Below are 19558 nucleotides of genomic sequence, written 5' to 3'. Positions count from 1 at the left end.
GTGGTCGGGTGCTTCGGTGTGAGTGTCAGCCCTTGACGGCGCCCTGCGTGACGCCTTCCATGACGAATCGTTGCGTGAAAAGGTACGCCAGGATCGCGGGCGCCATCGCCATCAGGTACGAGGCGAACGCGACGTTGTAGTTGTTGCTGAACTGGTTCTGGAAGAGGTTCTGCCGCACGGGCAGCGTCTGCAGCGCCGGATCGGCGATGATGAGCGACGGCATCATGAAGTCGTTCCAGGCGTAGAGGAACGCGAAGATGCCGACGGTCGCGCTCATCGGGGCGAGCAGCGGGAAGATGAGCTTCCAGAACGTCTGCCAGGTCGTCGCCCCGTCGATGCGCGCGCTCTCCTCCAGCTCGATCGGGATCGAGCGCAGGAAAGCGGTGAACAGCAGCACGCTGAAGCTCAGCTGGAACATCGTCGCGAGGATGATCACGCCGAAGGGGTTGTCGAGTCCGAAGCGTCCGGTCAGCTGGATCTGCGGGAGCGCCACGACCGGGAACGGGATGAACATCGCCGCGAGCAGGTAGAAGAACGAGTAACGGAACAGCCGCCGGTCCCAGTTGCGCACGATGGCGTAGGAGGCGAAGGCCGCCAGCACGATCGTCGCGACCACGGTGCCCGCGGTGACGAGCAGCGAGATGCCGGCGCCGACCGGGAACTTCGTGAGGTTCCACGCCTCGACGAACCCGTCGATGCTGAACGGAGCCGGCAGCGAGAACGCGTTGCCGTCGACGGCCTGACCCGTGGTCTTGAACGCCATCGACAGGGTGACGTACAGGGGCAGGAGCACGGTGACCGCGCACAGGATCAGAATGATCGTGCCCGACCAGTTCACCCGCTCCATGCGCACGCGGCGCTTCTTGCCCGAGGTGGGGATGGTGGTGAGTGTCTGCGTCGACATCAGAGTGCGTTCCTTCCGCGCGTCAGCGACAGCTGGAGGAGGGAGATGAGCACGGCGACGATGAAGAAGATGGTCGCGTTGGCCATCTGGTAGGCGTAGTCGCCGCCGTTGAAGCCCGCGATGATCGTCATCGCGACGCTGCGGGTCGAGGTGCCGGGGCCGCCGTTGGTGAGGCCGACGATGATGTCGTAGGCGTTCAGGAAGCCCTTGAACCCGAGGACCACGTTGATCACCACGTACCCCGCGACCAGCGGGAGCGTGATGCGGGTGAGCTGCTGCGTCTTGCTGGCGCCGTCGATGCTCGCCGCCTCATAGACCCCGCCCGGGACGGACAGAAGGCCGGCGATGTAGATGAGCAGCGTGCCGGGCACGGCCTGCCAGGCGGTGACGATGACGATCGCGATCCAGGCGAGGTCGGGATTGGCCAGCAGGCTCGTCTCGAGCCACGGGATGCCGGCTGCCGCACCCGCCGCCGGGATCGAATTGGAGAACAGGAAGTTGAAGACGTAGGCGATGATGATGCCCGAGATCACCATCGGGATCACGAAGATCGTGCGCAGGCCCGTCTTGAATCGGATGCGCGAGGTGAGCCCGACCGCGAGCAGGAACGCGACCACGTTCACGACGATGACCGTGGCGATCGAGAACCCGAACGTGAACAGGTAGCTCTGCAGGATCGACGGATCGCTGAACAGCGCGATGTAGTTGGTCAGTCCGTTGAAGCTCCACTCGCCGATGCCGATCGAGTCGGTGAAGCTGAAGAAGATGCCGATCACTCCCGGCACCGTGATCGCGAGGGTGAAGATCACCAGCGTCGGCAACAGGAACAGGTAGTAGATCGGCTCGACGCGACGCGTGCGCCGCCGGAGCTTTCGATCGCCGCCGGTGACGATGAGCGTCGTGCTGTCGCCGGTCGTGGTGGGGGTGGTGGTGCTCATGGCGCGGACTCCTCTGTCTCGCCGGAAGCGGATGCGGTGTCCTTCGTCGAGGGGATCGGAGCGCGGAAGGCGATGCGAGCCCAGTCCGCGTCCATGGTGCGCAGGATGGAGGTCGGGGAGGCCCCGAGCACCATCGCCTGGGCGTAGTTCATGATCGGAAGCGTCTTGGGTACGAGCACCGATGGCCCCTGATAGATCTGCCCGTTGTCGTAGTACTCGACCATCCCCTCGATGCGGGGGTCGTCGGGGGCTGGAGCACCCTTCGTCGGGGTGAAGCCGAGCTGCGAGGCGTTGTACTCCTCGATGTTCTGCGGCTCGTAGAGGAACTCGAGGAAGTCGCGGGCGGCCTCCTGATGGTGCGAGCCCTCGGGGATCATCACTGCGAGGTCCATGTTGACGCGCACGCCGAGGTCGGCAGGGTCGTCGGTCATCGGCAGCGGGAAGGTGCCCAGCTGCAGGTCGGGCGCGGTCTTCGCGATCTCACTGAAGGCCCACGGACCCTGCAGGTACATCGCGGCCTCGCCCTTGCCGAACGCGAGGTTACCGTCGCCGTAGCCGCGGCTCGGAGCATCCTCGTTCGTGTAGTCGTTCGCGAGCTGCAGCATCCGCTCCATCGGCTCGGCGAAGTCCTTCGAGAACGAGACTTCGGAGTCGGGGCCCACATCCGCACCTTCGGCCGCGAGCGCGTCGAAGAAGTCGATCACGTCGACCGAACCGCCGGCGGTGTAGTCGTACCAGCCCTGCCCCACGGTCCAGTCGTCCTTGAACGTGCCGTAGAACGGATCGATGCCGGCGGCTTTCAGCTGCTCGCACACGGCGAGCAGCTCGTCCCAGGTCTGCGGCACCTCGAGGCCCTGCGCCTGGAAGATCTCCTTGTTGTAGATGACGGATGCCGCCATCACCGAGTACGGCAGGGCGCTCGTGCGGCCCTCGCAGGATCCGTACTGATCCATGAGCGGCTGCAGGTCGTCGCGGATGTTCGCGGCGGCGTCGGTGCCTGCGAGATCGGTGAGCGCGCAGCGCTGCACGAACCGGGCGATCTCGTAGTTGTAGTTGGCGAGCATGATGTCGGGCGGATTGCCCCGCACGAAACTCGCCGAGACGACGTCGACACCCGAGGTGTCGATCTCGACCTTCACGTCGCTCTGCGAGGAGTTGTACTCGGCGACGAGAGCGGTCATGAACTCGATCGCCTCACGCTTGCTGAAGGTGAAGCGGATGGTCTCCGCTTCCGACCCGGGAGCACAGCCGGCGAGCGCCGTGCCGACCAGGGTGACCCCCAGGGCCGCGGCCACCGCTCGGGTTGCTCTTGTTCGTCTCTCAGACACCGTCGTCCTTCCGTCATGTAAATCCGAATACTAAATCTAGTGAGCGAATTTACTCTGTCGAACGGTACTCTCTCATTGGAAGACAGGGAGGTCAAGCGCAATGACAGAAGTCTCCGCAGACCTGGGCACCGGACGCGCGAGCGTCGGAGCAGTGCTCGACTTCGCCTGGACGGCGGGCGAGTTCACCGCGACCGAGGCGATGGCCGGCACCTCCCTGACCCGCTCGACCGCGATCGACGCGATCGACACCCTGGTCGGCGCAGACGTGCTGCGCGAGCTCCCGAACGCACGGGCCGCCGGCACCTACCGCTCCGGTCGCCCCTCGCGCCGCTTCGCGCTGGCCCCCGACCTCGGCGTCGTGATCGGGGTGGACGCGGGAGACACCCACCTCGCCGTCACCGTGGCCGACCCCCTCGACCGGACCCTCGTGCATCACCGCGTGGAGTTCGAGCCCTCGCAGTCGGCCGAGGAGCGACGCGCGACGATCCTCGCCCGCCTGGGCGATGCGCTCGCCGAGGCCGAGGTGACGCGCGACCAGGTGCTCGCACTGTGCGTCGGCGTCGCAGCGCCCGTGAACCGCGACGGCATCTCCCCGCCCCACCCCGACGGCTTCTGGGAGCGCACCAACCCCGGCCTGGCTGAGGCCCTGCACGACTGGGCCCCGGTCGTCCAGATCAAGAACGACGCGCAGCTCGCCGCCATCGCCGAAGGTGCAGAGGGAGCGGCGATCGGATGCCGCGACTACGTGGCCCTGCTCGCGAGCGAGCGGTTCGGCGGCGGCGTGGTGGTCGACGGACACGTGCTGCACGGTGCGCACGGCGGCGTCGGCGAGGGCGTCGTGTTCGACCACATCGTGGGTGTGGGTTCGGCGTTCGGGCTCCGCTACTCGGTGCAGGATCAGGTGCGTGCGGCGCTCGACTCCGGAGAGATCGCGCAGGACAGCGTGGTCGGCCGCCTCGCCGAGACCGACCGCATCGACCCGCGGCTCGTGCTGACCCTCGCCGCATCGGGCGACCCCGATGCCGTGCTGGTCACCTCCCGCGTCGGGGCCACCGTCGCCCGCATCGTCGGCGTGCTCGGCAGCATGTACGACCCGACGCGCGTCATCGTGTGCGGAGCGGTCGCCGAGAGCATCGAGCCCGTGTTGACCGCGGCCCGACGCATCCTTCCCGAGGAGCTGCACCTGCCGGCGCCGGAGATCCTGGCGTCGACGCTGGGGGCTGAGGTCGTCTCCCGCGGAGCCGTGGCGACCGCTCGCCGCGCGGCCAGGGAGCACGCGGTGCCGCGGCTCGCCGAGGAGCGCCTCCGCGCGAGCGCGTGACGCGGGTCAGTCCACCAGCAGTGCGGGCTCCTCGAGCACGGAAGCGACATCGGCGATGAAACGGCTCATGCCGTCGCCGTCGATCACGCGGTGGTCGAAGGACCCTGCCACCGTGGTCACCCAGCGGGGGCGTACCTCGCCGTCGACGACCCACGGCTTCTGACTGATGGTACCCATCGCCACGATTCCGGCCTCACCGGGGTTGATGATCGGGGTACCGGCATCCATCCCGAACACACCGATGTTCGTGATCGTGATCGTGCCGCCCTGCTGATCGGCCGGCGGGGTCTTGCCCTCGCGCGCCGTGAGCGTCAGGCGGTTCAGCGCCCGGGCCAGATCCTTCATGCCGAGGTCCTGGGCGTCCTTGATGTTCGGCACCAGCAGACCGCGCGGAGTGGCGGCGGCGATCCCGAGGTTCACGTAGTGGCGCACGGCGATCTCGGCACCGGCTTCTGTCTCGATCCAGGCAGCGTTCACCATCGGCGTGCGGCGCGCAGCCCAGATCACGGCGCGGGCCATGATCAGCAACGGTGAGACCCGGATGTCGGCGTAGTCGGGCGAGGCCTTGAGGCGCTTGACGAGCTCCATCGTGCGGCTGGCGTCGATCTCCTTCCACACTGTCACGTGCGGGGCCGAGTACGCGCTCTGCACCATCGCCGAAGAAGTGGCCTTGCGCACGCCCTTGACCGGGATCGACTCGGTGCGGTCGTCGCCGGCGGCAGAGGGCCGGGTCGCGGTGAGTCCTCGTGCGAGTCCTGCCGGAGCGGGCTGCGGCGCGGGAACGGTCTCCTCACGCACGGTCCCCCACTCGGGCGTCTCGATGTTGCGGAAGACACTCGCCTGCGAGGCGTGCTTCATGACGTCGTCCCTCGTGACTTCGCCGTCGGCGCCGGTCGCTGCGACCGTCGTGAGGTCGACGCCGAGGTCGCGTGCGAGCTTGCGGATCGGGGGCTTCGCGATCACGCCGACCGAGGAACGGACCGGACGCTCGGCCGGACGCTTGCGACGCGACGTGGCGCCACCCCCCGTGCCGTAGCCGACCAGCACCGAGCCGCCGCCCTCTTCCGCGGCGGGAGCAGCGGGAGCCGGAGCCGCCGGGGCACCGGCTGCTGGCTCCGTCACGAAAGTGATAATGGGGGTGCCGACCTCGACCGTCGCGCCCTCCTCGACGAGCAGCTCGCCCACCACACCGGCGTGCGGCGATGGCAGCTCGACGAGCGACTTGGCCGTCTCGATCTCGCAGACCACATCGTTGATCGCGACGGTGTCGCCGGGGGCGACCTTCCACGCGACGATCTCCGCCTCGGTCAACCCTTCTCCGACGTCGGGGAGGTTGAAGTTCTGCGTGCTCATGACGAGTCCTTTCGGCCGAGCGGGGATGTCAGTATGCCAGGGAGCGATCGACGGCCTCGAGGATGCGATCGGCATCCGGGAGGTAAGTGCCCTCGAGCTTCGCCGGCGGGAACGGGGTGTCGTAGCCCGAGACGCGCAGCACCGGAGCCTCGAGCGCGTAGAACGCACGCTCCATGACGGTCGCCGCGATCTCACCGCCGATGCTTCCGAAGCCCTGGGCCTCCTGTGCGTAGACCATGCGCCCGGTCTTGCGCACCGAGTCGAGGATGGGCTCGTAGTCGACCGGCGACAGCGAGCGGACGTCGACGACCTCACAACTCGTGCCCTCGGCCTCAGCGAGCGCGGCGGCCTGCAGGAGGGTGGTGACCATCGCGCCGTGTCCGACGAGCGTCACGTCGCTGCCGGAGCGCACGACGCGTGAGGAGTGCAGCGGAACGGCGGACGCGTCGAGCTCGACCTCGCCCTTCTGCCAGTAGCGGCTCTTCGGCTCCATGAAGATCACGGGGTCGTTCGACGCGATCGCCTCCTGGATCATCCAGTACGCGTCGTTCGGCGTCGACGGCGAGACCACGCGCAGGCCGGGAGTGTGCGCGAAGTACGCCTCCGGACTCTCCTGGTGGTGCTCGACCGCGCCGATGTGTCCGCCATACGGGATGCGGATGACGATCGGCATGCTGATCGCGCCCTCGTGCCGGTTGGTGAGCTTCGCCAGCTGCGTGGTGATCTGGTCGAACGCCGGGAACACGAATCCGTCGAACTGCACCTCGATGACCGGGCGGAACCCGACCATCGCCATCCCGATCGCCGTGCCGACGATCCCGGACTCGGCCAGCGGGGTGTCGAGCACCCGACGGTCGCCGAAGTCGCGCTGCAGGTGCTCGGTGACGCGGAAGACACCGCCGAGCTTGCCGATGTCCTCGCCCATGAGGAGGACCTTCGGGTCGTTCTCCATGGCCTTGCGCATGCCCGCGTTCAGCGCCTTGCTCAGCGGCATCGTCTCGAGAGTCACTGGGCTCCTCCTTCGAACGACGCTTCGTACTTCGCGCGCCAGGCCTTCTGCTCGTCGATCAACGGATGCGGCTCGCTGTACACGTGATCGAAGATCTTGTCGGCGCTGGGAGAGGTGAGCACGACGCTGCGAGCGCGCAGGTCCTCGGCCGCATCCGCAGCCTCGGCCTCCACGTCGGCGAAGAGCTCAGCCGAGGCTCCGCGCCCTTCGAGGAACGCCCGCATCCGGACGATCGGGTCGCGTCCTGCCCAGAGCTGCTCCTCGTCGCTGCCGCGGTACTTCGTCGGGTCGTCGCTGGTGGTGTGTGCGCCGAGCCGGTAGGTGACGGCCTCGATCGCCTGCGGGCCGTTGCCGCTGCGAGCCTCATCGAGAGCGGTGCGGGAGACCGCGTAGCTCGCGAGCACGTCGTTGCCGTCGACGCGGACGCTCGGGATGCCGTAGCCGGCGCTGCGCTGCACGAGCGGCACCCGCGACTGCGTCGACACCGGCACCGAGATCGCCCACTGGTTGTTCTGGAGGAAGAAGACGGTCGGCGCCTGGTAGCTCGCGGCGAAGACCATCGCCTCGTGCACGTCGCCCTGGCTCGAAGCGCCGTCGCCGTAGTAGGTGATGACGGCTTCGTCACGGTCGACGTCACCGGTCCCGGTGCGGCCGTCGAAGACGAGGCCCATCCCGTAGCCGGCAGCGTGCAGCACCTGGGATCCGAGTACGAGCGTATACAGCCGGGTATTGCCGTTCTTGGGGTCGGTGGGGTCCCACCCGCCGTGCGAGACTCCGCGCATCAGCTTGATGATGTCGACCGGATCGACGCCGCGGATGCGGGTCACGGCGTGCTCGCGGTACGACGGGAAGATCGTGTCCTGCGCACGGGCGGCACGACCGGAGCCGACCTGCGCCGCCTCCTGCCCACGGCTCGGCGGCCACAGCGCGAGCTGCCCCTGCCGCTGCAGGTTCGTCGCCTGGGTGTCGATGGCCCGGATGACGACCATGTCCCGGTAGAACTGCTCGAGCTCGGCATCGCCGATCGCTTCGATCAGGGGAAGGTATCGCTCAGCGGCGGCGGACGGAGCGTACCGTCCGGTCTCGTCCAGAACGCTCACAAGGGGTGTCTCGGAGGTGGTCACGCTCTCACGCTACCCGCGCCCGCATGCCCGGTCACGCATACCTAGGACGCCCTCGTAACTGCCCGGAAACCGGAGAATCACGCGCGCCCCAGCGAAGAACGGCGACTCAGCGGAGCGCGGCCGCGACCTCGAGCACGCGTTGGATCGAGGCTTCCTCCCCGACGGAGATGCGGATGCCATCGCCGGAGAAGGGCCTGACGACCAGGTCGGCAGCGACGAACGCGGCGGCCACTTCGTCGGTGCGCCCACCCGTGGGGAGCCAGACGAAGTTCGACTGGGAATCCGGAACGTCCCACCCCTGAGCACGGAGACCCTCCACGAGGCGGGTGCGTCGATCGACGATCACGGCGACGCGCTCGAGGAGCTCGGGCTCCGCGTCGAGGCTCGCGATCGCGGCGTTCTCGGCGGCAGACGTGACCGAGAGCGGGATGCCGGTGGTGCGCGCGGCATCCAGCACCTTCTCGTGCCCGATCGCGTAGCCGACCCGCAGCCCCGCGAGGCCGTAGGCCTTCGAGAAGGTGCGCAGCACGACGACGTTCGGATGCCGCTCGAACACTCGCTCGGCGAGACCGTCGACCGCGTCGGGCGCCGTCACGAACTCGGTGTACGCCTCGTCGAGGATGATGAGGATGTCGGAGGGCACCCGCGCGGCGAATGCGGCGAACTCCGCCGACGTGATGACCGGACCGGTCGGGTTGTTCGGGGTGCACAGGATGATCGCGCGGGTGCGGTCGGTGACGGCGTCGGCCATCGCGTCGAGGTCGTGACGGGAGTCGGCCGTGAGCGGCACCTGCACCCCGGTTGCGCCCGCGACGAGCGGGAGGCTCGGGTACGCCTCGAAGGAGCGCCAGGCGTAGATGACCTCATCGCCCACGGATGCGGTCGCCAGGATCAGCTGGTGCAGGATCGAGACACTGCCTGAGGCCACGTGCACCTGGTCGGGGTCGACCCCGTAGCGAACCCCCAGCCGCTTGCGCAGGCGGGCGGCCGTCGCATCCGGGTAGCGGTTGATCGGCGTCGTGCGCTGCAGCGCCTCGAGCACGGAGGGCAACGGATCGAACGGGTTCTCGTTGCTGGAGAGCTTGAACGCATCGGGGCCTGCCTGCTTGCCCTGGCGATACGGCGCGAGGGCGGCGATGGCTGGTCGGATGCGGGGCAGGATCGGCTCGGTCACGAGGTCGAGTCTACGAGGGAGCACCGGGCGGCGACGGGCTCGGACACGGCCTATCGAGGCGCGATGGGCGGTGGTACCATTCTGGTATGGCGATGACGGTGCGACTCCCGGAAGAACTCGATGCGCAGCTCGAGGCGATCGCGCGCGCCCGGCACACTTCGAAGCACGCGGTGATCATCGAGGCGGCGACGCGGTTCGCGAACAGCGAGTCGAAAACAGACCGCGTGCTCTCGATAGCCGACGAGGTGACCGAACGCTACGCCGAGACGCTCAAGCGACTCGAAGACGCCTGAGCGATGGCGACGGAATACATCGAGCCGGAGCAGGCCCTCGCCCTGATAGCGAAACTCGGACTGCACGTCCGTGACGAGGGGTTGCTCTTCTCCGCGCTCGCTCGCCCCTCAGCGGGGATGTTCGGAGTCGATGCCTATCCGTCCTTCGCGGAGAAGGCCGCGGCGCTGATCAGTTCGGTCGCACAGAACCACGCGCTGTTCGACGGGAACAAGCGGATCTCCCTGTACCTCACGTTCATCTTCATCCGACTCAACGGATACGAGGTGACGTTCACGAACGACGAGGCATTCGACTTCGTTCTCGACGTCGCACAGAGCCGTTTGGATCTGAACCAGATCGCACGGGTCATCGCCGCACACATCGTGGAAGACACCGCAGGCTGACACCCGCGGGCGTCCGTGGGACACTGGTCGGACCATGCGCTTCATCATCCGAGTCGTCGTCAACGCGTTCGCCCTGTGGGTCGTGACACTGATCCCTGCCCTGCAGGTGGTCGTCACCGCATTCCCTCCCGGCGAGACCTTGCAGCTGGTGTTGACGCTGCTCGCAGTGGCCGCGATCTTCGCGCTCGTGAACACGATCATCGGCACGGTCGTCAAGATCGTCGCCTTCCCGCTCTACATCATCACGTTCGGGCTGATCGGCTTCCTGATCAACGGTTTCCTGCTGTGGCTGACGGCCTGGATCACGAGCGGCTTCGGCTGGGGCCTGACGGTCGGCGACTTCTGGTGGGGCGTGGTCGCCGCGCTCATCATCTCGGTGATCAACGGCATCTTCGGCTTCATCCTGCGCCCGCAGAACAAGAACTCCCGCCGCGACTGAGCCGGCGCCTCACTTCACTGGGTCGAGGCGAAGGGAACTGATCTCTGCGAGGAACGTGAAGTCACGGTCGCTGTGCAGGAGCGGCAGTCCGCGGCGGATCGCGACTGCCGCGATCAGGCAGTCGATCATGCTCCGGATCGGATGCCCGTTGACCGCCGAGGCACGATAGAGGTCGGCGGCGTCCCGGAAGTCGGTCATCGGGGCGAGGGCAGCGAGGAGTAGCCCGTTGGCGAGCGCCTCCACTCTCGCCAGTTCACGAGGCCTCCGGGCTCCGGCCAGCAGCTCCATGATCACCGGCTCCGTGATCGCGATCTCCGCGCCGGCGGTGATCAGCGCATCCAACCGCGCTACGACCGGCGACTCGACACCGCGAAGGTAGGCGATCCATGCGGATGAGTCGACGAGGATCACTCCGCACTCCACGGATTCTGCGGATCATCGCGCATCGCATCGAAGTCGCCACTCCATCCCGTTCCCTTCAGCCCGAGGAGGAACTCCTTCGTCAGAGGAACCCCGACCAGTCGACGAAGCGCGAGATCGACCGCCTCCTTCTTCGTGGCGAGGTCGTACCTGCGCATGACCTCGCGGACGAGATCGTCGTCGAGATCGATGTTCGTGCGCGCCATGCACAGACCATACACCTCTGATACACCAACCATCAGGGTCACCCCGTCCGCTCGGCGTGGAACTCCGTGCGCTCGACCTGCACGGCCTCTCCGAGCTCCTCCCAGTACTCGTCGACGGCCTCGGCGCGAGGATCGTCAGACGCATCCACCATCTCCGCCGTCTCGATGTAGGTCTCGAGGGCGTGGGTCTGCAGCGTGAGGTCTTGCAACCCGTCGCGCGGATCGCCGACCCGCGACGCGGTGAAACTGTCGGGCGATCCGGTTCCGTCGATCGACCCGCCAGCGGCGAGCGTCGACACGATGTCGTCGGTGTGCCGGAGCTGGATCAGGGTCTGGTCGTCGCCGAGGGTCGGCTCCGTGGGGCTTCCCGCCGTCATCAGGGTCGAGACCGCGAACTCACTCTCCATCGCGAGGCGGGCGGCGATCATCCCGCCCTGGGAGTGGGCGACCACATCGACCTGGTCGCCCGGCTCCGCACCAGCGGCCGCGAGCGCATCGAGGGTGGCCTGATACGACGCGGATGTTCGCCCCTGGTAGAGCTCGATGTTCGCCTTCATGTCCCACGGCTCCGACTCGCCTGCCTGCCATGGCAGTGAGTTCTGGGTCCCCTCGACGTAGGCCACGTAGCGGGTCGCGCCGCCGACCATCGTGTACTTCTCGACCGCGACCTGCGCATTCACCCCCGGCATCCTTCTGAACGCGGCGGCGAGGCCCGTCGGCGCGCCCGGATTCGATGTCGCCACCGGCGTCACGCTCACGCCCTCGGCCGCTCCTTTCAGAACCATGCCGGAGCGGACCTTTCCGAGCCCGGAAGCGATACCCACCAACGCACCGCCCAAGAACAGCGGCGGGAGCGCCCCCGCCGCGTCGTACTGATCTCCCAGCCCCTCGAACCGGCGCCTCTCCCACCCCGCCACCAGCCAGTCCGCCATGGTCCCGATCCGCTCATCGTCGGCGACCAGCCTGTCCACGCGCGCCTGGACGGCGTTGGCTGCCGCGGCATCGGTGAGGGCGAGCGCCTCAGCCTGCGCCCGCAACTCGACCACCTCGAACGCATCCGCCATCAACAGCGCGCCCGTACAGGCGTTCTCGACTTCTGTGCACAGGGCACCGACTCGCGCACCGTTCCGCTGCAACGCGTTGACATCTACTCGGGGTGGCGGCTCCGGAGAGGAGGCGATGAGAGCCTGCGCGCGGGTGACCGCTTCACGTGCTTCGTCATACTGCGAGGCCACCGCGCGCATCCGATAGCCGACATCGCGCAGTTGCTCGGTGTCGACGGCGATCGCTCCACCGTGGTCGATCTCCAACCCCCCGGCATTCGTCGGTACTCCGCTGCCGGAGATCACGTTCATCCCTCCGCCCCCTCTCCCAGCTCCCACTCGCGAACCTTGAGGTTTCCGATCTCGACTGCGGTTTCGTCACGGAGGCGCGCAAGCAGTTCGTTCAGCGCGCGAAACCCCTCGGACTGCCAGTCCGAACTGTCGACGAGCGCGACCAGGGTCGATCCCGCCTCTTCCAGCGTCGAGATGGCAGCGCCGATCTCGTGGCGCGCCAGGGAACTCCCCCAGAGCTGTGAGGAACCGCCGGCCTGGTCCTGCGCGAACGAATACATGGCCCCAGCATCCGGGATCGCGGGCATCTCGCCCGGCACGAATCCCACGACCGGTGGAGAGACGGACGCCCGCTCATGGTGTGCAGAGGATCGCGCGGACCGAGCCGCGCTGTGCAGGATGCCCGAGGCCGGGCAGAATGTATCTGTGACATCCCCGGATCCCTTCCGCGTGATCTTCGTCTGTACGGGGAACATCTGCCGCTCTCCCATGGCCGAGGTCGTCTTCCGCGACCTCGCGGAACGCCAGGGACTCGGCTCGCGCATCGTCTCGCGCAGCGCCGGAACCGGAGACTGGCATCTCGGCGAACGCGCCGACCACCGCACGATCGATTCACTCGCCCGCCACGGCTTCGACGGCTCCCAGCACCGCGCCAAGCAGTTCACCGCCGCCGCCTTCGCCGACAACGATCTCGTCGTCGCCCTCGACCGCACGCACGAGCGAATCCTGCGGGAATGGGCGCACGACGAAGACGAAGAAGGCAAGGTCACACTCTTGCTCGCATTCGACCCGAACGCGACGACCCACGACGTGCCCGATCCCTACTACGCGGGCGCGGAGATGTTCGATTCCGTGCTCGGTATGATTGAGGCGGCGACTCGGGGCCTGTTCCGACAGCTCGAACCCGCTCTTCGTCTCCCCCGCACGCCCCGCATCTGAGGGGCCCGATCAGGAGGAACTCCCCTGACTTTCCAGCCCTCGCTCCCGCCGCAGCCCCTGAGCCCCCTCGACGGTCGCTACCGCGGCGCCGTCACCGGCCTCGCCGACTTCCTGTCCGAGGCGGGCCTGAACCGGGCACGCGTCGAGGTCGAGGTCGAGTGGCTGATCGCCCTCACCGACCGCTCGCTGTTCGAGACCTCCCCGCTGTCAGACGCCGACAAGGAGCGCCTGCGCGCGCTCTACCGCGACTTCGGGCAGGCCGAGATCGACTGGCTCGCCGAAAAGGAAGCCGTCACCCAGCACGACGTGAAGGCGATCGAGTACCTCGTGCGCGACCGGCTCTCGACCCTGGGCCTCGACTCGATCGCCGAGCTCACGCACTTCGCCGCGACGAGCGAAGACATCAACTCCGCCTCCTATGCCCTCACCGTCAAGCGTGCTGTCGAAGAGGTCTGGCTTCCCGGTCTCGACACCGTGATCGCGAAGCTGCGCGAGCTCGCCGTCGAGCACGCCGATGCCGCGATGCTCTCCCGCACGCACGGTCAGCCCGCCACCCCGTCGACCATGGGCAAGGAGATCGCCGTGTTCGCGTGGCGTCTCGAGCGCGTGCGCAGCCAGATCGCGGCATCCGACTACCTGGCGAAGTTCTCCGGCGCGACCGGCACCTGGTCTGCGCACCTGGCCGCAGACCCCGACGCCGACTGGCCGACGATCGCCCGCGAGTACATCGAGGGCCTGGGCCTCGGCTTCAACATCCTCACCACCCAGATCGAGTCGCACGACTGGCAGGTCGAGCTCTACGACCGCGTGCGTCACGCCGGCGGCATCCTGCACAACCTCGCCACCGACATCTGGACCTACATCTCGCTGGGCTACTTCGCGCAGATCCCGGTCGCCGGGGCCACCGGCTCGTCGACGATGCCGCACAAGATCAACCCGATCCGCTTCGAGAACGCCGAGGCGAACCTCGAGATCTCGGGCGCCCTGCTCGCATCGCTCGGCCAGACGCTCGTCACCAGCCGCTTGCAGCGCGACCTCACCGACTCCACCACGCAGCGCAACATCGGCGTGGCGTTCGGGCACTCGCTGCTCGCGCTCGACAACCTGCGCCGCGGCCTGAACGCCATCTCGCTCTCGCGCGACGTGCTGCTCGCCGACCTCGACGTGAACTGGGAAGTGCTCGCCGAGGCCATCCAGACCGTCATCCGCGCCGAGGTCGTCGCCGGACGCTCCACGATCACAGACCCGTACGCACTCCTCAAGGAGCTGACGCGCGGTCACCGGGTGGGCGCCGCAGACCTCGCCGAGTTCGTGCAGGGCCTCGAGATCGGCGACGCCGCCAAGCAGCGCCTGCTCGCACTGACTCCCGCGACCTACACGGGCATCGCCGAGCGCCTCGCCCGCTGAGCTCGAGCCCGCACCGCGCGCCCCTGCCGCGCGCGGCGAGTGCACGGCTTGCTGCCGAGTGCACGGGATGTTCACGCGCGGATCCCGTGCACTCGACTCGTTCCCGTGCACTCGACGCCACCGCACGGACGAGCTAGGGGGCGGACTCTCCGGAGTGCTCCTCGACCTTGTCCTTCGGCATGAACGCGGCGGCGATAAGAGTGAGAACCGCGGTCACGGCGACGGCGACGAACACCCAGACCGACGCGTGGATGATCGTGCCTGGATCGTCCGGACCGACGCCCTGTGCGATGACGGCGTTGGAGATCGCGCCGAACACGGCGACGCCCACGGCGCTTCCGGCTGAGCGCGCGAACGCATTCATTCCGGTCACCGCCCCGCGCTCGCCCCACCCGACCGAGGCCTGCGCAGCGATCAACGTCGGTGCCGCGCTCCACCCGAGCCCGAACCCGAGCACGAACGCGATGCCGGCGATCACGAACGGGTTGGGCCACGACGCCACGGAGGCCAGGGTGATCGCGGCGACCGTGGTGATGCTCATGCCGATCAGCGTGGTGCGGCGGAAGCCGATCCGCAGGTACAGGCGCCCCGCGTTCGCGGCGGCGAGCGGCCAACCGAGGGTCAGCGCGGCGACAGCGAGACCGGAGAGCAGCGGCGCGATGCCGGTGGATCCCTCGAGATAGGCGGGCGCGAAGCTGGTGACGCCGAGCATCAGCGCGCCGATGCCGAGCGACACGATCGTGGTCGTCAGGATCAGCGGACGAGCCGCGAGACGCAGATCGACGATGGGCTCGGCCACCCGGCGCTCGACGAATCCGAAGGCCACCAGGGCGATCACTCCCACCCCGAAACAGAGCGCACTCTGCGCGGAGAGCCACGCCCAGGCGTTCCCGCCCTCCAACATGCCGAGGATGAGCGCGGTCAACCCGATCGTGAGCAGCACCGCTCCCCCGTAGTCGATGCTGTGCTTCCGGGTCTGCTTCTGCTCCTTGTAGTTGCGCAGCAGCATCCATCCGGCGATCAGACAGAGCGGGATGTTGATCCAGAAGATCCACCGCCAGGCGTCGAGCTGGGCGAAGATGCCCCCGAGTGCCGGGCCGACGACCGACGAGATCGCCCAGACGCTCGCGACGTAGCCCTGCACCTTGGCGCGTTCGGCGACCGTGTAGATGTCCCCGACGATGGTCATCGACATCGGCGCGACGGCACCGGCGCCGATGCCCTGGATGATACGGAACACGATCAGCGCCGGCATGCTCCACGCGAACCCGCAGAGGATCGATCCGAGGAGGAACAGAGCGATACCGAGGAGGATGATCGGCTTGCGGCCGACGGTGTCGGCGAACCGGGAGTAGATGGGGACGCTCACGGCCTGCGCCAGGAGGTACACCGAGAACAGCCAAGGGAACTGCTGGTAGCTGCCGAGATCGCGGACGATGCTGGGCACCGCCGTCGCCAGGATCGTCGCGTCGATCGCGATGAGGCCGGTGGCGAGCATGAGCGCCCCGAGGATGGGCCCTCGCTCCGACCGGAGTCCGATGGAGGCGCGGTCGACGGAGGCAGTCACTATAGGGACAAGCCGATCCACCGCAGCGGTATTCCGGATCCGTGGATGTCGGCACCACCCACGACGGTGCCGACATCGGTCGACGCCGGCACCGTCATCGACACCGTCGGGCTCAGTGCGCCGGGCCGAGGTCGCGCATCGGCTTGCCGTTCTTCGGGTTCCCGGGCTTCACCTTGCGCCGCTCTCCGTTCACGACCACGATCACGTTGCTCATGTTCGGCGCCCGGTCGGCGACGACGTCGTAGGAGACGACTCTCCCATCCCGCCACTCGCAGTCGACGCGGTAACCGCCGCGAGCACGCAGGCCCTCGAACGATCCGGCGACGGCCCAGTCGGCGGGAACGGCGGGCAGCAGACGGATGACCTCGCCATGACTCTGCACGAGCATCTCGGCGATCGCGCCGACGATGCCGTAGTTGCCGTCGAGCTGGAACGGCGGATGATTCGCCCAGAGGTTCTGGAGGATGTTGTACGTGAGCAGGCCACGCACCATGATCCCTGCTCGTTCGGCATCGCCCAGGCGCGCGAAGAGGCCTGCGCGCCACGGCCAGGTCCACGAGCGGCGACTGTCGCCCGAGACCGTGGCCGCGGTGAACGGCACCCCTTCCTTCTCGCCGCACCGGGCCTTCAGCGAGACCAGTGCCGCCGCGGAGAGTTCTGGGGTGTCCGGCGTGATCTGGCGTCCCGGATACACGGCGAACAGGTGCGAGGTGTGCCGGTGGATGTCGTTCGGGTCGTCACGGTCGGTCTGCCATTCCTGAAGCTGGCCCCAACTGCCGATCTTGTTCGGCGCGAGCCGCTCCTGCATGTCGGCGACTGTCTTCTGATACTTCTTGTCGGCGCCGAGGGCCTTCGCGCACTCGAGGTAGTTCTGGAAGAGGTCCCAGATGATCTGCTGATCGTGCATGACGCCGTCTTCACGAGGGCCGTGCTCCGGAGACCAGCCCATCGGCGCGACCAGCGTGCCGTCGGGGAGCTCCTTCAGCTGGTCCTCCCAGAACTGGCAGATCTCCTTGATCAGTGGATAGGCGAGGTCGCGCAGGTACTTCTTGTCCTGCGTGAAGGCCCAGTGCTCGTAGAGATGCTGGGCGTACCAGGCGCTCGCGATCGTGTTCCATTCCCACGCGTTGCCCCCGAAGATGCTCTGCGAGGTGCGCGCGGTCCACCCCCGCACGTCGGCGCCGAAGGCGTTCCGCGTGGCGACCCTGCTGGGCACGGCCACTTCGCGGATGAAGGTCGCCAGCGCCTCGTGCGACTCCGGGAGGTCGGCGGTCTCCGCTCCCCAGTAGTTCATCTGCACGTTGATGTTCGTGTGGTAATCGCTGGCCCAGGCCGGCTGGTTGCTGTTGTTCCAGAGTCCCTGCAGGTTGGCGGGCAGACCACCGGGCTTCGAGGAGCTGAGGAGCAGATAGCGGCCATAGCCGTAGAGCGTCTGCTCGAGGATCGGGTCGGCCTCGCCCTTCCCGTAGCGGAGCAGCCGGCGGTCGGTCGGCATCGCCATCACGGCGTCGTCGGTCTGACCCCACTCGACCTTCGCACGCTGCATGAGGTCAGTGACCTGCGCGGTGTGCGCGGCGCGGAGCTTCTTCCAGGAGCGGGAAGATGCTGCGTTCAGCGCCTTCTCGATGGCGGGCTGTGGAGCGCTGCCTCGCCAGCCGTGCGCGGCGCTCAGCCGATAGTCGGTGCGGGCGTCGAGCAGCAGCGTGATCGCCGAGGCGCCCGAGACGCGCAGCCCGCCCTCTGCGGCGACCACCTGTCCGTCGGTATCCGCGATGCGAACGACAGCCGCGTGCGTGAGGTTGTTGGCCAAAGTGCCGGAGAAGCTGAGCCGCCGGCCGTCCGCATCTGCCGTGGTCGCGACGCCGTCCTGCTTCGAGGCCATGGTGATGAGCGCACTCAGCGCGCCTGGTCGATCGGAAGTGAACCGCACGGCGATCACGTCGGCATCGCGACTCGCGAACGCCTCGCGCAGCACCGTGCCCTGCGCGGTCGCGAAGTGGGTGCTGTGAGTGCCGTCGGCGATGTCGAGCGCCCGCCGATAGTCGACGACTGCCTTGGCTCCTGCCGTGCTGAAGCCGTTCCCGGTGAACGCGATGCCTCCGAGCCGGATCGCGCCCGGCGCGGAGAACGCGATGCGGTACATCGTGTAGGCGGTGGAATTCGCGAACGAGAACACGCGGCCGATGCCGCGTTCGGGGAATGTCTCGCCGACTCGGGTGTCGAGCGTCTTCCAGGCCAGCCCATCGTCCGAGCCGGAGACGACCCAGTCGCGAGGATCCTGTTCCGGCGCATCCGGAGCACTGGTGAGCACATAGCCGCCGAGGGCGAGCTTCGCACCGAGTTCGACCTGCCACACCGCGCCCGCACCCGTCGCCGGCACCGCCCACACAGTGGTGGGGTCGGCATCGATGCTGCCGACGAGGGAGTCGGCGTGTCCGCTCGGCGAAGAGACGTACACCGCGCTCCCCTGCGCCAGGTCGACACCGCCGAGTGCGATCTCACCCACCTGGAAGTGACTGACGCCCGCCTTCGGAGAGAACACGAACCGGTAGTGGGCGTACGCCGTGGTGTTGGCGAAGGTGAAGCTCTTCGTCTGGAGTCGCTGCGGGAACGGCGCCTCGGCACGCGAGTCGAGTGCGACCCAGGTCGCGCCATCGGTGGATCCCTCCACCCGCCAGTCCTGCGGATCACGAGCGGGGACGTCGTTCGCGCTCGTGAGCGAGTAGGAGGCGACGGCGATCGGCTCCGCGAGGTCGGCCTGCCAGATCACCTCGGCCGGTGGCGCGATCAGGCACCACTTCGTCGCGGGATTCCCGTCGTACGTCTTCTCGACGCTCTCGCCACCCGACACCTCGTACGGTCCGCCGGGAGATGTGACCTTGGTGCGCGCGCCGAAAGCGACGGTGACCTCGCCGAAGTCGCGGAAGGAGCCGAACCCGGTGACGCTGGTGTCGTAGGCGCCGTCGGGTTGTCCCGCAAGCGCGTTGTCGTAGTCGTTGACGCCACCCCAGAGGCTCTGCTCACTGAACTGGATCACCTCGGCATCCGGGTTCCCGAACAACTTCGCGCCGAGTCGGGCGTTGCCGATGGGAAGCGCCTGCGTCTCCCAGTTCGTCGCGGGAGTGCCGTACCAGAGCGCGTGTGGCGACAGCTGCGGTCGAGGGATCGGTCCTGCCGCTGCCGCGTGCACCGGCGCGTTCGCCGAGAACGAGCTCGCAGCAGCCGGCCGAGCCGCCAGGAACTGAGGGACGAGCGGGGCGAGGAGGACGAGACCGCCCACCTGCAGTGCCTGTCGACGGGAAATGGGGTCGATCATCACAGCAAACCTCCGGAGCATCGTTGATCATCTGGTGCCGTGCGCCCCCGCCGGTGATGAAGGCGGGCGCGTCAGGAGCCAGTGTGCGACACAAGACATCGG

The 19558-nt window shown here is 67.9% G+C and carries 19 protein-coding genes; 6 read left to right on the top strand and 13 right to left on the bottom strand.

The features are described from left to right. Nucleotides 1–25: 25 nt before the first annotated feature. The 3 genes from ACIQTX_RS02845 to ACIQTX_RS02835 are packed head-to-tail and all read right to left on the bottom strand — an operon-like array spanning nucleotide 26 to nucleotide 3170. Nucleotides 26–904, bottom strand: a complete 879-nt coding sequence (locus ACIQTX_RS02845; protein WP_402968621.1) for a carbohydrate ABC transporter permease — start codon at nucleotides 902–904, stop codon at nucleotides 26–28. Further along, nucleotides 904–1842, bottom strand: a complete 939-nt coding sequence (locus tag ACIQTX_RS02840) for a carbohydrate ABC transporter permease (protein WP_402968618.1) — start codon at nucleotides 1840–1842, stop codon at nucleotides 904–906. Before ACIQTX_RS02840 ends, ACIQTX_RS02845 begins: the two co-directional genes overlap by 1 nt. Next, the gene (locus tag ACIQTX_RS02835) at nucleotides 1839–3170 is read right to left on the bottom strand and encodes an ABC transporter substrate-binding protein (protein ID WP_402968615.1); all 1332 of its coding nucleotides are present in this window, start codon (nucleotides 3168–3170) and stop codon (nucleotides 1839–1841) included. The genes ACIQTX_RS02840 and ACIQTX_RS02835 overlap by 4 nt, the downstream gene beginning before the upstream one ends. A gap of 100 nt (nucleotides 3171–3270) precedes the next feature. Here ACIQTX_RS02835 and ACIQTX_RS02830 point away from each other — a divergent pair, with 100 nt between their 5' ends. After that, entirely contained in the window at nucleotides 3271–4491 is a 1221-nt protein-coding gene (locus tag ACIQTX_RS02830; protein ID WP_402968612.1) for an ROK family protein, read from the top strand. A 6-nt stretch (nucleotides 4492–4497) separates the two neighbouring features. Here ACIQTX_RS02830 and ACIQTX_RS02825 read toward each other — a convergent pair whose 3' ends face one another. The 4 genes from ACIQTX_RS02825 to ACIQTX_RS02810 form a co-directional block, all read right to left on the bottom strand. Beyond that, complete coding sequence (locus ACIQTX_RS02825) at nucleotides 4498–5844, bottom strand: dihydrolipoamide acetyltransferase family protein (protein WP_402968609.1); 1347 nt, start codon at nucleotides 5842–5844, stop codon at nucleotides 4498–4500. 28 nt (nucleotides 5845–5872) lie between these two features. Beyond that, nucleotides 5873–6838, bottom strand: a complete 966-nt coding sequence (locus ACIQTX_RS02820) for an alpha-ketoacid dehydrogenase subunit beta (RefSeq protein WP_036273701.1) — start codon at nucleotides 6836–6838, stop codon at nucleotides 5873–5875. Between the two features lie 11 nt (nucleotides 6839–6849). Beyond that, nucleotides 6850–7977: a thiamine pyrophosphate-dependent dehydrogenase E1 component subunit alpha gene (locus ACIQTX_RS02815; protein ID WP_402968606.1), complete on the bottom strand. Its 1128-nt coding sequence runs from the start codon at nucleotides 7975–7977 to the stop codon at nucleotides 6850–6852. A 106-nt stretch (nucleotides 7978–8083) separates the two neighbouring features. After that, nucleotides 8084–9151 (bottom strand): histidinol-phosphate transaminase, encoded by a 1068-nt coding sequence (locus ACIQTX_RS02810; protein ID WP_402968603.1) that lies wholly within the window; start codon nucleotides 9149–9151, stop codon nucleotides 8084–8086. Between the two features lie 86 nt (nucleotides 9152–9237). On the opposite strand from ACIQTX_RS02810, the gene ACIQTX_RS02805 reads away from it, so the two are divergent. Genes ACIQTX_RS02805 through ACIQTX_RS02795 form a run of 3 tightly spaced genes read left to right on the top strand, consistent with a single transcriptional unit; the run spans nucleotide 9238 to nucleotide 10267 of the window. Continuing rightward, entirely contained in the window at nucleotides 9238–9444 is a 207-nt protein-coding gene (locus ACIQTX_RS02805) for a ribbon-helix-helix protein, CopG family (protein ID WP_017829758.1), read from the top strand. 3 nt (nucleotides 9445–9447) lie between these two features. Then, nucleotides 9448–9828 (top strand): type II toxin-antitoxin system death-on-curing family toxin, encoded by a 381-nt coding sequence (locus tag ACIQTX_RS02800; RefSeq protein ID WP_402968600.1) that lies wholly within the window; start codon nucleotides 9448–9450, stop codon nucleotides 9826–9828. Between the two features lie 34 nt (nucleotides 9829–9862). After that, complete coding sequence (locus ACIQTX_RS02795; protein WP_028501024.1) at nucleotides 9863–10267, top strand: phage holin family protein; 405 nt, start codon at nucleotides 9863–9865, stop codon at nucleotides 10265–10267. Nucleotides 10268–10276: 9 nt separating this feature from the next. On the opposite strand, the gene ACIQTX_RS02790 is transcribed toward ACIQTX_RS02795, so the two are convergent. The 4 genes from ACIQTX_RS02790 to ACIQTX_RS02775 are packed head-to-tail and all read right to left on the bottom strand — an operon-like array spanning nucleotide 10277 to nucleotide 12535. Beyond that, nucleotides 10277–10678 (bottom strand): PIN domain nuclease, encoded by a 402-nt coding sequence (locus tag ACIQTX_RS02790; RefSeq protein ID WP_402968597.1) that lies wholly within the window; start codon nucleotides 10676–10678, stop codon nucleotides 10277–10279. Further along, nucleotides 10675–10893 (bottom strand): type II toxin-antitoxin system VapB family antitoxin, encoded by a 219-nt coding sequence (locus ACIQTX_RS02785; protein WP_402968594.1) that lies wholly within the window; start codon nucleotides 10891–10893, stop codon nucleotides 10675–10677. Before ACIQTX_RS02785 ends, ACIQTX_RS02790 begins: the two co-directional genes overlap by 4 nt. A 38-nt stretch (nucleotides 10894–10931) precedes the next feature. Beyond that, on the bottom strand, nucleotides 10932–12248 hold the full coding sequence (locus ACIQTX_RS02780; protein ID WP_402968591.1) for a hypothetical protein: 1317 nt from the start codon (nucleotides 12246–12248) through the stop codon (nucleotides 10932–10934). Next, a complete protein-coding gene (locus ACIQTX_RS02775; protein ID WP_402968588.1) occupies nucleotides 12245–12535 on the bottom strand; it encodes a hypothetical protein in 291 nt (96 codons plus the stop codon). The genes ACIQTX_RS02780 and ACIQTX_RS02775 overlap by 4 nt, the downstream gene beginning before the upstream one ends. Before the next feature lie 91 nt (nucleotides 12536–12626). Between ACIQTX_RS02775 and ACIQTX_RS02770 the strand changes: the two genes are divergently transcribed. Both ACIQTX_RS02770 and purB read left to right on the top strand, forming a co-directional pair. Next, nucleotides 12627–13166, top strand: coding sequence for a low molecular weight protein-tyrosine-phosphatase (locus ACIQTX_RS02770; protein WP_181156843.1), 540 nt, complete (start codon nucleotides 12627–12629; stop codon nucleotides 13164–13166). Nucleotides 13167–13190: 24 nt separating this feature from the next. Beyond that, nucleotides 13191–14573 carry an adenylosuccinate lyase gene (gene purB / locus ACIQTX_RS02765; protein WP_402972935.1) on the top strand — a complete coding sequence of 461 codons (1383 nt, stop codon included), beginning with the start codon at nucleotides 13191–13193 and terminating at the stop codon, nucleotides 14571–14573. Between the two features lie 133 nt (nucleotides 14574–14706). On the opposite strand, the gene ACIQTX_RS02760 is transcribed toward purB, so the two are convergent. Then, entirely contained in the window at nucleotides 14707–16140 is a 1434-nt protein-coding gene (locus tag ACIQTX_RS02760; protein ID WP_028501030.1) for an MFS transporter, read from the bottom strand. Between the two features lie 112 nt (nucleotides 16141–16252). Continuing rightward, nucleotides 16253–19456: a glycosyl hydrolase family 95 catalytic domain-containing protein gene (locus ACIQTX_RS02755; protein WP_402968583.1), complete on the bottom strand. Its 3204-nt coding sequence runs from the start codon at nucleotides 19454–19456 to the stop codon at nucleotides 16253–16255. Nucleotides 19457–19558 lie beyond the last annotated feature (102 nt).

Origin of the sequence: Microbacterium sp. NPDC090281 (genome assembly GCF_044769635.1) — a bacterium.
In the GTDB taxonomy this organism is placed as follows: Bacteria; Actinomycetota; Actinomycetes; order Actinomycetales; family Microbacteriaceae; genus Microbacterium.
The sequence above is the reverse complement of the archived record's forward strand: the minus strand, read 5'-3'. Positions and strand labels throughout refer to the sequence as shown.